The organism is Streptomyces sp. NRRL S-37 (assembly GCF_000721605.1).
Taxonomy (GTDB): Bacteria; Actinomycetota; Actinomycetes; order Streptomycetales; family Streptomycetaceae; genus Streptomyces.
Genome location: NZ_JOIZ01000011.1, coordinates 131391 through 145103 on the forward strand (window position 1 = coordinate 131391; position 13713 = coordinate 145103).

Consider the following 13713-nt stretch of genomic DNA (forward strand, 5'->3'; position numbering starts at 1 on the left):
GGGAACCGCGCGGACACCTACACCCAGGCCGGTGAGGTCACAGACTCCAGCGCACGAACGACCCGCACTTCCCCGACCGGCCGCCCACCCCCGAGCAACATCTCACCCTCGAACCCCTTGAGCAGGGAGGCATCCACCCCCGCCCGCACCAGCGCCGCCGCGGCGACCGGCACCCGCGCCCGCCCCGCCCCGTCCGCGATCTTCACGGCGACCGCCCGCCCGTCGGGCAGCGCGGCCACCTGAACGCCCTCGAATCCGTCCTTCGCGAGCAGCCCCGGCACCGCCCGCATCAACGCGGCCACGTCCCGGCCCGATCCGGAGGCCATCTCCGCGTGCTCCCGCATCGCGTCGGCGACGCGCGCCTCCGGGGTGCCGGACGCGGCGGTGGTGATCCGCGCGGCGGCACGGGCGAGCCCCCGCAGGGAGACCGCGAACAGCGGCGCGCCGCAGCCGTCGACGGTGACCGTGGCAACGCGCTGCCCGGTGAGGTCCTCGACGATCTCGGCGATCGCCTGCTGGAGGGGGTGGGCGGGGTCGAGATAGTCGTCGAGGGACCAGCCGTTCAGCCGGGCCGTGTACAGCATGGCGGCGTGCTTGCCGGAACAGTTCTGGGCGAGCCGGGACGGCGGGCGGCCCTCGCGCACCCAGGTGTCCCGGACGACCGGGTCGAACGGCAGGTCGGGGACGTTGCGGAGGTCGTCCTCCGTCAGCCCGGCGAGTTCGAGGATGCGCCGGACGCCGGCGAGATGGCGTTCCTCGCCGGAGTGGCTGGCGGCGGCGAGCGACAGCAGTTCGCCGTCGAGCGGGAGCCCCGCGCGGACCATCGCCACCGCCTGGACGGGCTTGAGCGCGGAGCGCGGATAGCAGGCGGCCTCGATGTCGCCGAGCTGGAAGCCGGCCTCGCCGTCGGGGCCGAGGACGACGACGGAGCCGTAGTGGACGCCTTCGACGACCCCGCCGCGTATCAGGTGGGCGACGGGGGCGTGGAGGGGCTCGCGGATCAGAGGGGTGTCCGCGGGGATGGTGCTGTACATCACACTGCCTGGGGGGAGTCGTGGGCCGGCGTGCGCACGGAGCGCACGATGTCGGTGAGGGTGGTCTCGACGCGGTCGAGGTGGTGGGTCATGGCCTGGACGGCGTCGTGCGCGGAGCCGTCGGCCAGTGCCTCGACGATCGCCCGGTGCTCGCGGTCGGACTGCTCACGGCGTCCGCCGAGTTCGTTGAGGAAGGCGGACTGGCGGGCCAGCGCGTCCCGGATCTCCTCGATGACCCGGCGGAAGACCGGGTTCTGGGAGGCCTCGGCCACGGCGAGGTGGAAGAGGGTGTCCATCGCGACCCACGCCGCGGTGTCGGTCTCGCGCTCCATCCGGTCCAGCAGCCGGGTCAGCCGGTCCAGGTTCTCCGGGGTGCGGCGCTCGGCGGCGTACCCGGCGACCGGGATCTCGACGTGCCGGCGCACCTCGAGCAGGTCGCCGGCCGCGTAGTCGCCGAAGGTGGGGTCCTCGACGGCGTCGGCGACGACGAAGGTGCCCTTGCCGGTCCTGGACACGGTCAGGCCCATGGTCTGCAGGGCCCGCAGCGCCTCGCGCAGCACGGGCCGGGAGACCTCGAGGGCGCGGCACAGCTCCGCCTCGGAGGGCAGCTTGTCGCCGATCGCGTACTCGCCGCGCTCGATGGCGTCGCGGAGGTGGGAGAGGACCGCTTCCATCGCACTGACGCGCCGCGGACCCGCACCACCTGTCTGGCTGTCTGACAGGTTCACGGGGCGATGGTGCGGGGGTGGCGCGGGCACTGTCAAGCGGAGGGCCCGCGCCGGGAGGGTGGGGCCAGCCACACCCCCCGTCGGGGGGGTCCCCGCCACTCCCCTCCGGGGGCCAACGCCATTCCGCCCCGCGGAAATCGTTCACATACTCAAGAACATGGCCAATCCGACGGTACTCACCGCTGTCCCGCCCGCGCCCGCACGCGAAAAGGGAAGCGACTTTTCCGAATTGTCACGGCGCATAGCCGAAGCGGGTCTGCTGCGACGCCGCCCCCTCTATTACACGGTGCGTTTCGGGGCCGTGGGAACGGCGCTCGCCGGCGGTGTCACCGCTTTCCTCGTCCTGGGTGACAGCTGGAGCCAGCTGTTCGTCGCCGCCGCTCTGGCCCTGGTGTTCGGGCAGCTCGGACTGGCGGCGCACGATCTGGCCCACCGCCAGGTGTTCTCCCGCCGGCGCCCCAGTGAGACCGGCGGGCTGCTGGTGGCCAATGTGCTGCTGGGCATGAGCTACGGCTGGTGGATGAACAAGCACACGCGCCACCATGCGAACCCCAATCACGAGAAGAAGGATCCGGATGTCGCTCCCGACATCATCGTGTGGTCGCGGCGTCAGGCGAAACAGGCGAAGGGGCCGGCGCGATTCATCGGAAAGCACCAGGCGGCGCTTTTCTTCCCCCTGCTGACCCTGGAGGGCCTCAATCTGAGTTTCAGCAGTTTCAAGGCGCTGCGCAGCCCGTCGATGAAACGGCCGGTGCTGGAGGGAACGCTGCTCGTCGCCCATTTCGCCGTGTACTTCGGCGGTCTGTTCCTGGTCCTCTCCCCCGGCAAGGCGCTCGCGTTCATCGCCGTCCACCAGGGACTGTTCGGGATCTACCTGGGTTCCGTGTTCGCCCCCAACCACAAGGGCATGCCGATGATCGAGGAGGGCACCGAGCTGGACTTCCTGCGCCGCCAGGTCCTCACCTCCCGCAACGTCGACGGCGGGGTGTTCACCGACGTGTTCATGGGCGGGCTGAACTACCAGATCGAGCATCACCTGTTCCCCAGCATGCCGACGCCGGCCCTCGGCCGGGCCCAGGTCATCACCGAGCGGTACTGCGCCGAGCTGGGCATCCCGTACTGCCGGACGGGTCTGCTCGCCTCGCACCGCCAGGCCCTGCGTCACCTCAGGCAGGTCGGGGAGCCGCTGCGCGAGAAGCGCTAACCCCACACGGCGTGGGCGAGGGCCGCGCCGGCGAAGGCCGCGCCCAGGCCGGCGGTCACGCTCGCCGCCACGTTCACGGCGGCGTAGCCGCGTGCGCCGGTCTCGGCCAGGCGGAGGGTCTCGTAGGAGAAGGTGGAGTAGGTGGTCAGGGCGCCGCACAGGCCCGTGCCGAGGAGCAGCTGGAGGCGGGGGCCGGCCGCGCCCGCGGCCACCGCGCCGGTGAGCAGGCCCAGGACCAGGCTGCCGGCGACGTTGACCGTGAAGGTCCCCCAGGGGAACACCGAGTCGTGCCGGGACTGCACCGCACGGTCGGTGAGATAGCGCAGCGGGGCGCCGGCCATGGCGCCCAGCACCACGTACAGCCAGTTCACCGCGTCCCCTCGCCACGCAGGTGCCCGACGGCCTCGCAGCGGTCGAGGAGGACCAGGCCCTCGCCGACCAGCCCGTCGAGCTCCGGCAGGAAGGCCCGTACGCGCTCCTCGGTGTCGACCACGACGACCGCCACCGGCAGGTCCTCGCTGAGGGACAGCAGCCGGGAGGTGTGGACGACGGAGGAGGCGCCGAAGCCCTCGACACCGCGGAAGACACTGGCCCCCGCGAGCCCGGCCGCACGGGCCCGGTGGACGATCTCCGAGGAGAGGGGCCGGTGGTGCCAGGTGTCGTTCTCGCCGACGTACACGGTCAGGCGGAGGACGGTGCCGGTCAGCCGGGTCATGGCTGCCTCCTGGTCAGAACACGGCGGGTCGCCGAGGCGGCCACCCACACGGCGGCGAGCGCCGCGAGCGGGGTCACCGCGAGGTAGACGAGTCCGGCGCCCGCCTCGCCGCCGTCGAGCAGGGTGTGGACGTCGACGGCGTACGTGGAGAAGGTGGTGAAGCCGCCGAGGACACCGGTGCCGAAGAACGGGCGGAGCAGGGGGTGGGCGGCGCGGACCTCGGTGATGATCACCATGAACACGCCGATGACGGCGCAGCCGGTGACATTGACCCAGAGGATCGTCCAGGGGAAGCCGTGCGCCGGCCACCACAGGGAGGCCGCGTACCGGGCCGCCGCCCCCGCTCCCCCGCCGAGCGCGACGGCGGCGACGACGGGGGCCCGGTCGCGGAAGGCGGGGCGGGCCCGAGGGCTCTCGGTCTCCGTGGCTGTCACCGTCGTACGTCTCCCACTCGCTCGGAATCAGCGTAACGTCCCGGAACGCGGCGGGCCGCGCCACGGCCCCGCGCGCTACCAGCCCTTCTCGAACAGCCGTGCCACCTCGGCGATCCGCGCCTCGTCGCGCCGGTAGCGCGCGCGGGCGCCGGAGCCGTCGGTGTGCAGCAGGCCGAGGGCCGTGAGCAGCCGCAGGTGGGTGAGGGCGGCCGGACGGGGCAGACCGAGCCGTGCGGCGACGGCCTCCGCGGTCAGGCCGCCGCCCGCCGCGTCCTGTTCCCTCAGCAGCGTCAGGACGCGCAGTCGTGTCCCGTCGACGGGGGTCATCGGCATCTCGTGCACCTCCGCGCCGGGCCTCGCGCTCCGGAGCCCTTCCACTCTGCCGTGAGCGGGGGCTCCGTGTCCCGGTCCGACGGCGCCTTGTCCGGGACCCAACGGCCCTGCGGCCGAAGGCCGTTCGGCCCCGCCCCGGTCCGCGGGGCGGGGCCGGCGGGCTCAGCGGTGGCGGAACCAGGCCGTCGCGGGCAGCGCGCGGTCGTCGTAGCCGAACAGCGCCTGGTTCTCCCAGCCGTTGCCGGAGGACGGGTCGGCGGGGTCCCAGCCGTTGCCGGCGCGAGCGGTCCAGGTGGCCTCCCAGTAGAAGACGCCGAGTCCGCGGCCGTTCGGGACGGCCTCCACGATGCTCGCCACGTCGTTCATCCAGCGGGTCTGCCCGGTGGTGGACGCCGGGTAGCCGGGGACGAGTTCGGTGTCGAGGTCGATGATGTTCTCGAGGCCGTCCTCGCTGTCGAGGCGGAAGGGGTAGGCCGTCTCGGCGACGAAGACGGGCTTGCCGTAGCGGCCGGCCGCGTCGTCCAGGGTCGTCTGGAAGTCGTGCAGCGTGCCGTGCCAGTAGCCGTAGTACGACAGGCCGATGGCGTCGAACCTCACGCCGTGGGAGACCGCGTTGTCGAACCACCAGCGGGTGCCGTCGAGGTCACCGCCCTCGGCGAGGTGCAGCGCGGCGACCGTGGACGGGCTGACCGCCTTGACGGCGTCGTAGCCGGAGTTGAGCAGTCCGGCGAGCTGGGGCCAGTTGTCGGTGGAGCCCTCGTTCCACAGCGTGCCGCCGTTGATCTCGTTGCCGACCTGGACCATGTCGGCGGTGGTGCCCTGCCTCTTGAGGGCGTCGAGGACGTCGTAGGTGTGGTCGTGGACGTCCTTCTTCAGCTGCTCGTAGTCGTGTCCGGCCCAGGCGGCGGGCTTGTTCTGCTTGCCCGGGTCGGCCCAGGAGTCCGAGTAGTGGAAGTCGACGAGCAGCTTCATGCCCTGCGCCTTGATCCGTTTGGCCAGGGCGAGGACGTGCGCCTTGTCGTTGTAGCCGTCGGCCGGGTTCACCCAGACCTTCAGGCGGGCGTAGTTCATGCCGGCGGACCTCAGGATGGCGACCGGGTCGCCGGCGGTGCCGGACGCGGTCCGGTAGACCCCGCCCCTGGCCTCGCTCTTGGGCAGGGAGGAGATGTCGGCGCCCTTGACCGGCAGGCCCGAGGTGCCCCGGGTGAGGGTCAGGTCGTCGACGTTGATCCAGTTGCCGGCGTTCGCGTCGCTGGTGACGCCGACCGTACACCGGCCGCCGGTCACGCGGACCGGCACGACGATCCGTATCCATCCGGTGTCGGAGACCGGCAGGTCGGTGCGCTGTTCGGCGCCGCCGCAGTTCTTCAGGGCGAGGTACGCGGCGTTCTGGCCGCCGCCGGAGCGGACCCAGGCGGTGAGCCTGTAGTCGCCGCCCGCCAGGCCGGACAGGTGCTGGTACGTCTCCACCTTGTAGGCGGAGGACGACCAGTGGGAGAGGCGGTGGCCGCCGTCGCGGCCGCCGGGCTCCGTGTACGAGGCGGCCGTGTCGCCGTGTTCGGACCAGCCGGCCGGGGTGGCGGTGCCGGAACCGTCGTTCTCGAAGCCGCCGTTGGTGAGGGTGCTCGCGGCCGTCGCGCTCTGGGCGGGCAGGGCGGTGAGGGCGAGTCCGGCCACGAGCGGCGGCAGCAGGGCGCGGAGTGTGCGTCCGGGATGGAACATGGGCGTTCGTCGTCCCTTCGACGTGGGGAGGGGGCGCCCCGCGCCCGGAGGGCGGGGGCGGGGCCCCTCCGCCCGCGGCTGTGCGCTCGCGCGGGCGGAGGGGAGTCGCGGCTCAGCCGTCGAGCCGGACGACCCGGACGGCTCCCGCCGGGACCGCGAGGCGGCCCGCGGCGCGTTCACCGGTCAGCAGCTCGGTACCGGGGGTGTCCAGCGGCACCTTGGCGTCGGTGGCGGTGTGGTTGATCGCGAACAGGAAGGTGCCCGGCTCGCCCGTGCGGCGCACCACTTCGACGTCGCGGGGCAGGTCGGCGCGCGGGGCGATCCGGGCGTCCTCGGCGGCCCGGCCGAGCAGGAGGGCGAGGCCCTCGGCGCCGAGCCGGGTGGAGACGTACCAGGCGGTGCCCTCGCCGAGGCGGTGCCGGGTGACGGCCGGGCGTCCCCCGGTCAGGCCGTCGGCGTACGTCCACACCGTCTCGGCGCCGCGCGGCACCACGAACTCCGTCCACACGTCGGCGTCGAGTTCCGCGCCGTCGGGGCCGGTCAGGCGGACCCGTTCGCCCTGGAGCAGGGGGGAGAACTCCTCGACGGTCAGGCCGAGGACGTCGCGCAGGGCGCCCGGGTAGGGGCCCTCGTGCACGGCGTCGTGTTCGTCGACGATGCCGGAGAAGTACGACACCACGAGGGTGCCGCCGTTCTCGACGTACTCCCTGAGGTTGTTCCCGGCCGTCTCCGTCATCAGGTACAGGGCCGGTACGACGACCAGGGGATACCTCGACAGGTCGGCCTCGGGGTGGGCGAAGTCGACGGTGAGGTGGTGGTCGTAGAGGGCCTCGTACCAGGCGTCGGCGCGTTCGCGGGCGTCGTGGTCCTGGCTGGGACGCCAGTCGAGGTTCTGCGCCCACCAGGAGTGCCAGTCCCACAGCACGGCGGCGTCGGCCTCGGTGCGGGTGCCCCGGATCGAGGCCAACGAGTCGATCGCCGCGCCGAGTCCGGTCACCTCGCGGAAGACGCGGGTCTCGGTGCCGCCGTGCGGCAGCATCGCGGAGTGGAACTTCTCGGCGCCGCGCCGGGACTGGCGCCACTGGAAGAACATCGCGCCCTCGGAACCGCGGGCCACGTGGGCGAGGGAGTTGCGGGCCATCTGGCCGGGGGCCTTGGCGGGGTTGCGGGGCTGCCAGTTGACGCCCGAGGTGGAGTGTTCGAGCAGCAGCCAGGGGGCGCCGCCGGCGACGGAGCGGGTGAGGTCGGCGGCCATGGCGAGGTTGACGTGGGTGCGGCGGCCGTCGGTGATCAGGTAGTGGTCGTTGGTGACGAGGTCCACCTCGCGGCCCCAGGCCCAGTAGTCGACGGAGTCGCACTGACTCAGCGCGGTCATGAAATTGGTGGTGACCGGGACGCCGGGTGAGAGGCGGTGCAGGATGTCCCGCTCGGCGGTGAAGTTCTCGCGCATGGTGGCGTCGGCGAACCGCCGGTAGTCCAGCGCCTGGGCCGGGTTGCCGGCCGTCGGGGTCCGGCGCGGCGGGTTGATCTCGTCGAAGGCGGCGTAGCGCTGGCCCCAGAAGGCGGTCCCCCAGGCCTCGTTGACGGCGTCGACGGTGCTGTACTCCCGCTCCAGCCAGCGGCGGAAGTGAGCGGCGCAGGAGTCGCAGTAGCAGGCGGAGACGGGGACGCCGTACTCGTTGTGGACGTGCCACATCGCGAGCGCGGGGTGGTCGCCGTAGCGCTCGGCGAGTTTCGTGGTGATGTTCGCGGCGGCGGCCCGGTAGTCGGCGTTGCTGTGGCAGATGGCGCCGCGGGAGCCGAACTCCAGGCGTACGCCGTCCTCGGTGACGGGCAGCGCGTCGGGGTGGGCGCGGTAGAACCAGGCGGGCGGCGCCACGGTGGGCGTGCCGAGGTCGACGCGGATGCCGCCCGCGTGGAGCAGGTCGAGGCTGCGGTCGAGCCAGCCGAAGTCGTACGCGCCGGGCGCGGGTTCCAGCAGGGCCCAGGAGAAGATCCCGGCGCTCACCATGGTGACGCCGGCCTCCCGCATCAGCCGGACGTCCTCGTCCCAGACGCTTTCCGGCCACTGCTCGGGGTTGTAGTCCCCACCGAAGGCGAGCCCGGTGAGGCCCCTGGGGGTGGTCTCCGGCATGGATTCTCTCCCGATGTGTCGATCTTCTGGGAACGTGCACACACGTTTTCGGCGGCGCGGAGCCAACATAACCGCACAGCAACAAGCATTGACAAGTGTCCGGGATGTTTCTCTACTGTGAACGCTCACAGATGCATGGCTGGTCTTCGCAGCAGGCGAGGGCCCCAGGTCAGGGGAGAGTTCCATGCCGTACACGAAGCGCCGTCGCCTCGTGAGTTCCGCCGTCGCCGTCACGCTCGGCGCCACCGCGCTCGCCGCCTGCGGCTCGTCGTCCGACGACGGCGAGGCCCAGTCGGGCCCGGTCTCACTGACGTACTGGGCCTGGGCCCCCGGCATGGACAAGGTCGTCGACCTGTGGAACAAGGGGCCGGGCAAGAAGGAGCAGATCACCGTCACGGTGAAGAAGCAGGCGTCCGGCGACACGCTGGTCACCAAGATCCTCACCGCGCACAAGGCCGGCAAGGCGCCCGACCTGGTGCAGGCGGAGTACCAGGCACTGCCCACGCTGGTCAGCAATGACGCGCTCGCCGACATAGCGGACACCGTGGGCGACGCGAAGAGCAAGTTCGCCGAGGGCGTCTGGCAGCAGACCACCCTCGGCACGGACGCCGTCTACGCGGTCCCGCAGGACATCGGACCGATGATGTTCTACTACCGCGCGGACCTGTTCAAGGAGTACGGGCTCTCCGTCCCGGCCACCTGGGAGGAGTTCGCCGAGACCGCGCGCGAGCTGAAGAAGAAGGCCCCCGACAAGGACCTGACCACCTTCTCCGCCAACGACTCCGGCCTGTTCGCGGGCCTCGCCCAGCAGGCCGGCGCCCGGTGGTGGACCACCTCCGGCGACAAGTGGAAGGTCGGCATCGACGACGCGGCGACGAAGAAGGTCGCCGCGTTCTGGGGCGGCCTGGTGAAGGAGGGCGCCGTCGACAACCAGCCGATGTACACCCCGGCCTGGAACAAGGCGCTCAACACCGGCAAGCAGATCGCGTGGGTGAGCGCGGTGTGGGCGCCGGGCACGCTGACCACGGCCGCGCCCGACACCAAGGGCAAGTGGGCGATGGCCCCGCTCCCCCAGTGGAACGAGGGCGAGAGCAGCACCGGCAGCTGGGGCGGTTCCTCCACCGGTGTCACCACCGACTCGAAGAACAAGGAGGCCGCCGCGAAGTTCGCCGCCTGGCTGAACACCGACGCCGACGCGCTGAACGCGCTGGCGAAGGAGAGCGGCATCTACCCAGCCTCCACCTCGGCCCAGCTCAGCGGCGCCTTCGCCAGCCCGCCGGAGTACTTCGCCAACCAGCCCGACTTCTACGAGAAGGCCGCCGCGATCGCGAAGACCACCGCACCGTCCGCCTGGGGACCGAACGTCAACGTCGCCTACACGACGTTCAAGGACGCCTTCGGCGCCGCCGCGAAGAACAAGTCGGACTTCACCGCCGCCCTGGACACCATGCAGCAGGACACGGTCGCCGACCTGAAGAAGCAGGGCTTCGGGGTCGCGGAGTGAAGTCCCCGGCCCGCCGGACGCCGTATGGGGTCGAGGGGGCCCCGTACGCCCACCCGTCTCCCACCACCGCCCTCAAACGAGTGCGAAGCGCCCCCTACCTTTTCCTCGTCCCCGCGACCCTCTTGTTCCTCCTGTTCTTCGCGCTGCCCATCGGGTACGCCGTCTGGCTCAGCTTCCGCAAGGTGCAGGTGTCCGGCCTCGGGCTGGGGGCCGGTGCCCGCACAGAGGTCTGGGCCGGCCTGGAGAACTACACCGGCGCCCTGTCCGACAGCGAGCTGCTGGACGGCGCGCTGCGCGTGCTCGGTTACGGCTGCATCGTGGTGCCGGTCATGCTGGGTCTGGCGCTGCTGTTCGCGCTGATGCTCGACTCCGAGAAGGTGCGGCTCGCCCCCTTCACCCGGCTCGCGATCTTCCTGCCGTACGCGGTCCCCGGCGTGGTGGCGGCCCTGCTGTGGGGCTTCCTGTACCTGCCGGACGTGAGCCCGTTCCACTTCGTGCTCGACAAGTTCGGTCTGCCGCAACCGGATCTGCTGGACGGCGGGCCGCTGTACCTGGCACTGTCGAACATCGCGGTCTGGGGCGGCACCGGCTTCAACATGATCGTCATCTACACCGCGCTGCGGGCCGTCCCCGCCGAGGTGTACGAGGCGGCCAGGCTGGACGGCGCCACCCCGCTGCAGATCGCGCTGCGGATCAAGATCCCGATGGTGGCGCCCTCGCTGGTGCTGACCTTCTTCTTCTCGGTCATCGCGACGCTCCAGGTGTTCAGCGAACCGACCGTCCTCAAGCCGCTCACCAACTCCGTCTCCACCACCTGGAGTCCGCTGATGAAGGTGTACCAGGACGCCTTCGGCACCGGCGACATCCACGCGGCCGCCGCCCAGGCGACCCTCATCGCACTCGCCACCCTGGTGCTGTCCTTCGGCTTCCTGCGGGCGACGAACCGGCGCGACAAGCAGGAGGCCGCACGATGAGCTCCCTCGCCCTGCCCAAGACCGAGCCCGCGGCCGGCACCGCCCGCGGCCCGGCGCGCCCCCGCCGGACCGCGCTGGTCCCGACCGTGACGCTGCTGCTCGGCGCGCTGTACTGCCTGCTGCCGGTCGCCTGGGTGGTCATCGCGTCCACCAAGTCCGGCTCGGAACTGTTCTCCACCTTCACGTTCTGGCCGGGCACCGGCTTCGCCGACAACCTCTCCGACCTCAACGCCTACCGTGACGGCGTCTACTGGCAGTGGATGGGCAACTCCGCCCTGTACGCCGGAGCGGGCGCGCTGCTGTCGACGTGCGTGTCGGCGGTCAGCGGCTACGCGCTGGCGGTCTACCGCTTCCGGGGCCGCGAGACGCTGTTCAACGTACTGCTCGCGGGTGTGCTGATGCCGCCGGTGATCCTCGCCGTCCCGCAGTACCTGCTGCTGGCGCAGGTGGACCTCACGGACTCCTACCTGTCGGTGCTGCTGCCGCAGATCCTCTCCCCGTACGGCGTCTACCTCGCGCGGATCTACGCCGCGGCCGCGGTGCCGGCGGACGTGGTGGAGGCCGGGCGGATGGACGGCGCGGGCGAGTGGCGGATCTTCACCCGGGTCGCGCTGCCGATGATGCTGCCCGGCCTGGTGACGGTCTTCCTGTTCCAGTTCGTGGCGGTCTGGAACAACTTCCTGCTGCCGTACATCATGCTCAGCGACGACGAGAAGTTCCCGATCACCCTCGGCCTGCACACCCTGCTCGAACAGGGCGCCAACACCCCGGCGCTGTACACCCTGGTGATCACGGGCGCGTTCCTCGCCGTGTTCCCGCTGGTCGCCCTGTTCCTGGTCGTCCAGCGGTTCTGGAGTCTGGATCTGCTCTCCGGGGCCGTAAAGTCATGACCATGAGCAACACGGGGGGCAGGCGCAAGCCGCCGACGATCCACGACGTGGCGCGCGAGGCCGGTGTCTCGCGCGGCACCGTCTCGCGGGTGCTCAACGGCGGCCACTACGTCAGCCCCGCCGCGGCCCAGGCGGTCGACGCCGCCATCCGCAAGACGGGCTACGTCGTCAACCGGCACGCCCGCTCGCTGATCACCGGCCGCTCCGACTCGGTGGGCTTCCTGCTCACCGAGCCCCAGGAGCGGTTCTTCGAGGACCCCAACTTCAACGTCCTGCTGCGCGGGTGCACACAGGCGCTGGCCGCGCACGACGTGCCGCTGCTGCTGATGCTGGCCGGCACGGACGACGAACGGCGGCGCATCACCCGGTACATCACCGCCGGGCACGTCGACGGGGTGCTGCTGGTGTCCAGCCACTCCGGCGACCCGGTGGCGGAGGAGCTGCGGGCGGCGGGGGTGCCGCTGGTCGCGTGCGGCAAACCGATCGGGCTGGGCTCGAAGGTCGGTTACGTGGCCGCCGACGACCGGGACGGCGCCCGCGACATGGTGCGGCACCTGCTGGCGCTGGGCCGGCGGCGGATCGGGGTGGTGACCGGTCCGCTCGACACCCCCGGTGGTGTGGAGCGCCTGGCCGGGTACCGGGAGGTGCTCGCCGAGGCGGGCGTCGAGGCCGACGAGCGGCTGGTCGTCTCCGGTGACTACAGCCGGGCCAGCGGTGAGGCGGGCGCCGAGCGGCTGCTGGCGCGGGCCCCGGACGTGGACGCGGTGTTCGTCGCCTCCGACCTGATGGCGCAGGGCGTGCTCACCGCGCTGCACCGGGCGGGGCGCCGGGTGCCCGAGGACGTCGCGGTCGGCGGCTTCGACGACTCCCCCGCGGCCGTCGCCGCGAGTCCGCGGCTCACCACGATCCGCCAGCCGTGGGACCGCATCAGCACGGAGATGGTGCGGGTGCTGCTGGCACAGATCGGCGGCGAGGACCCGGCGGCGGTGATCCTGCCGACGGAGCTGGTGAAGCGGGACTCGGCGTAGGCCCCGTACGGGGCCCGGCCCGGCGGAAGCACGGTCCCGGGTCCCGCTCGGGGCGGGGCGCCGGCGGCCTCCGTACAGGGTCCGGACCGCGGCCTCGCCGGTCCGTTCCAGAACGTGCCCGCTCGGCCTGCCGAAAAGGGCCGCCGTCGCACGTTTGTTGCGCATTCATTGAATGTCGGACAAGTGTTACCGTTCGGGTATGGCAGCGGAGACGACCGGGGCGCGGCTCGAGGAACGGTGGCGTGACATCCTCGCGGTGCACGCGCGCACCCTGGGCGAGATCGACCGCGCGCTGCATCCGTACGGTCTGGGCGCCTCCGACTTCGAGGTGCTCGACCTGCTCGCGACCGCGACGTCCCCGGACGGCGAGCAGTGCCGGGTGCAGAACCTGGTGGGCCGCGTCCACCTCAGCCAGAGCGCGCTGTCCCGCCTCATCGCCCGCCTGGAGAAGGACGGCCTGGTGGAGCGCAGCATGTGCCTGGAGGACCGGCGCGGGGTGTACGTGCAGCTCACACCGGAAGGGCGTGAGCTGCACGCCGAGGTGCTGCCGGTACAGCGCGCCGCACTCGCCCGCGCCCTGGGCGCATAGGGCCCGGGCCCGGCCTACGGGCGGGCCAGCAGCGTACGCACCCCCTCCGAGGTGAGCGTCAGACGGTGCTCGGAGCTGCCGTCGATGGTGAGGGACAGGTCCTCGGCCGGCCATTGGGCGGCGAGTGCGCCGAGCGGGACGAGCCGGTAGCGGGAGACGAACGGCAGCAGTCCGGCCATCTCCAGTTCGGACGTGAACACGGGCACCACCTGGGTGCCGCCCGGCTGCTCCAGCACCGGAAGGGCGACCGCGCCGGGGTCGGCGGCCTCCTCGTCGCCCGCGTCGTCCGGGACCGGGATCAGCACGTCGCTGTTGGCGAGGGCGTCCAGCGCCGTCGTGTCCTCGGTGTTCTCCGACAGGGCGTCCAGGGCCCGCTGCGCGGGCGTGGGGGCGTTGTTCTCGTGCGCGGGTGTTTCCATGACAG

Annotated in this window: 15 protein-coding genes; 6 read left to right on the forward strand and 9 right to left on the reverse strand. The window is 71.9% G+C overall.

What is annotated here, in order from left to right; genetic code table 11:
• Positions 1-17 precede the first annotated feature (17 nt).
• Both IH50_RS0118125 and IH50_RS0118130 read right to left on the reverse strand, forming a co-directional pair.
• Positions 18-1034: an asparaginase gene (locus tag IH50_RS0118125; RefSeq protein ID WP_030862833.1), complete on the reverse strand. Its 1017-nt coding sequence runs from the start codon at positions 1032-1034 to the stop codon at positions 18-20.
• Positions 1034-1762 (reverse strand): FadR/GntR family transcriptional regulator, encoded by a 729-nt coding sequence (locus IH50_RS0118130; RefSeq protein WP_078914007.1) that lies wholly within the window; start codon positions 1760-1762, stop codon positions 1034-1036. The genes IH50_RS0118125 and IH50_RS0118130 overlap by 1 nt, the downstream gene beginning before the upstream one ends.
• Positions 1763-1919: 157 nt before the next feature.
• Between IH50_RS0118130 and IH50_RS0118135 the strand changes: the two genes are divergently transcribed.
• The gene (locus IH50_RS0118135) at positions 1920-2966 is read left to right on the forward strand and encodes a fatty acid desaturase family protein (RefSeq protein ID WP_030862837.1); all 1047 of its coding nucleotides are present in this window, start codon (positions 1920-1922) and stop codon (positions 2964-2966) included.
• Here IH50_RS0118135 and crcB (IH50_RS0118140) read toward each other — a convergent pair.
• From crcB (IH50_RS0118140) to IH50_RS0118165, 6 genes are all read right to left on the reverse strand, one after another.
• Positions 2963-3337: a fluoride efflux transporter CrcB gene (gene crcB / locus IH50_RS0118140; RefSeq protein ID WP_030862840.1), complete on the reverse strand. Its 375-nt coding sequence runs from the start codon at positions 3335-3337 to the stop codon at positions 2963-2965. The genes IH50_RS0118135 and crcB (IH50_RS0118140) overlap by 4 nt on opposite strands.
• A complete protein-coding gene (locus IH50_RS0118145; protein ID WP_030862843.1) occupies positions 3334-3681 on the reverse strand; it encodes a DUF190 domain-containing protein in 348 nt (115 codons plus the stop codon). The genes crcB (IH50_RS0118140) and IH50_RS0118145 overlap by 4 nt, the downstream gene beginning before the upstream one ends.
• Positions 3678-4115, reverse strand: coding sequence for a fluoride efflux transporter CrcB (gene crcB, locus IH50_RS0118150; protein WP_030862847.1), 438 nt, complete (start codon positions 4113-4115; stop codon positions 3678-3680). Before crcB (IH50_RS0118150) ends, IH50_RS0118145 begins: the two co-directional genes overlap by 4 nt.
• Before the next feature lie 75 nt (positions 4116-4190).
• Positions 4191-4448, reverse strand: a complete 258-nt coding sequence (locus IH50_RS0118155; protein ID WP_030862850.1) for a helix-turn-helix domain-containing protein — start codon at positions 4446-4448, stop codon at positions 4191-4193.
• Positions 4449-4610: 162 nt separating this feature from the next.
• Positions 4611-6170, reverse strand: a complete 1560-nt coding sequence (locus IH50_RS0118160; RefSeq protein WP_030862852.1) for a glycoside hydrolase family 53 protein — start codon at positions 6168-6170, stop codon at positions 4611-4613.
• A gap of 112 nt (positions 6171-6282) precedes the next feature.
• Entirely contained in the window at positions 6283-8304 is a 2022-nt protein-coding gene (locus tag IH50_RS0118165) for a beta-galactosidase (RefSeq protein WP_030862857.1), read from the reverse strand.
• Positions 8305-8488: 184 nt separating this feature from the next.
• Here IH50_RS0118165 and IH50_RS0118170 point away from each other — a divergent pair, with 184 nt between their 5' ends.
• The 5 genes from IH50_RS0118170 (at position 8489) to IH50_RS0118190 (ending at position 13289) form a co-directional block, all read left to right on the forward strand.
• Positions 8489-9808 carry an ABC transporter substrate-binding protein gene (locus IH50_RS0118170; protein WP_030862860.1) on the forward strand — a complete coding sequence of 440 codons (1320 nt, stop codon included), beginning with the start codon at positions 8489-8491 and terminating at the stop codon, positions 9806-9808.
• Positions 9805-10782, forward strand: a complete 978-nt coding sequence (locus IH50_RS0118175) for a carbohydrate ABC transporter permease (protein WP_199822103.1) — start codon at positions 9805-9807, stop codon at positions 10780-10782. The genes IH50_RS0118170 and IH50_RS0118175 overlap by 4 nt, the downstream gene beginning before the upstream one ends.
• Positions 10779-11672 carry a carbohydrate ABC transporter permease gene (locus IH50_RS0118180; protein WP_030862865.1) on the forward strand — a complete coding sequence of 298 codons (894 nt, stop codon included), beginning with the start codon at positions 10779-10781 and terminating at the stop codon, positions 11670-11672. Before IH50_RS0118175 ends, IH50_RS0118180 begins: the two co-directional genes overlap by 4 nt.
• A complete protein-coding gene (locus tag IH50_RS0118185) occupies positions 11669-12700 on the forward strand; it encodes a LacI family DNA-binding transcriptional regulator (protein WP_030862867.1) in 1032 nt (343 codons plus the stop codon). Before IH50_RS0118180 ends, IH50_RS0118185 begins: the two co-directional genes overlap by 4 nt.
• 199 nt (positions 12701-12899) lie before the next feature.
• Positions 12900-13289, forward strand: a complete 390-nt coding sequence (locus tag IH50_RS0118190; protein ID WP_030862870.1) for a MarR family transcriptional regulator — start codon at positions 12900-12902, stop codon at positions 13287-13289.
• 14 nt (positions 13290-13303) lie between these two features.
• Here the strand turns inward: IH50_RS0118190 and IH50_RS0118195 are convergent, their stop codons facing one another.
• Positions 13304-13708, reverse strand: a complete 405-nt coding sequence (locus tag IH50_RS0118195; RefSeq protein WP_030862873.1) for an SseB family protein — start codon at positions 13706-13708, stop codon at positions 13304-13306.
• Positions 13709-13713: the final 5 nt, after the last annotated feature.

What these genes read in the sequence shown, in the direction of transcription:
- IH50_RS0118125 (WP_030862833.1), bottom strand. Translation starts at nt 1,034, where the DNA reads ATGTACAGCACCATCCCCGCGGACACCCCTCTGATCCGCGAGCCCCTC.
- IH50_RS0118135 (WP_030862837.1), top strand. Translation starts at nt 1,920, where the DNA reads ATGGCCAATCCGACGGTACTCACCGCTGTCCCGCCCGCGCCCGCACGC.
- IH50_RS0118145 (WP_030862843.1), bottom strand. Translation starts at nt 3,681, where the DNA reads ATGACCCGGCTGACCGGCACCGTCCTCCGCCTGACCGTGTACGTCGGC.
- IH50_RS0118155 (WP_030862850.1), bottom strand. Translation starts at nt 4,448, where the DNA reads ATGCCGATGACCCCCGTCGACGGGACACGACTGCGCGTCCTGACGCTG.
- IH50_RS0118160 (WP_030862852.1), bottom strand. Translation starts at nt 6,170, where the DNA reads ATGTTCCATCCCGGACGCACACTCCGCGCCCTGCTGCCGCCGCTCGTG.
- IH50_RS0118165 (WP_030862857.1), bottom strand. Translation starts at nt 8,304, where the DNA reads ATGCCGGAGACCACCCCCAGGGGCCTCACCGGGCTCGCCTTCGGTGGG.
- IH50_RS0118170 (WP_030862860.1), top strand. Translation starts at nt 8,489, where the DNA reads ATGCCGTACACGAAGCGCCGTCGCCTCGTGAGTTCCGCCGTCGCCGTC.
- IH50_RS0118180 (WP_030862865.1), top strand. Translation starts at nt 10,779, where the DNA reads ATGAGCTCCCTCGCCCTGCCCAAGACCGAGCCCGCGGCCGGCACCGCC.
- IH50_RS0118185 (WP_030862867.1), top strand. Translation starts at nt 11,669, where the DNA reads ATGACCATGAGCAACACGGGGGGCAGGCGCAAGCCGCCGACGATCCAC.
- IH50_RS0118190 (WP_030862870.1), top strand. Translation starts at nt 12,900, where the DNA reads ATGGCAGCGGAGACGACCGGGGCGCGGCTCGAGGAACGGTGGCGTGAC.
- IH50_RS0118195 (WP_030862873.1), bottom strand. Translation starts at nt 13,708, where the DNA reads ATGGAAACACCCGCGCACGAGAACAACGCCCCCACGCCCGCGCAGCGG.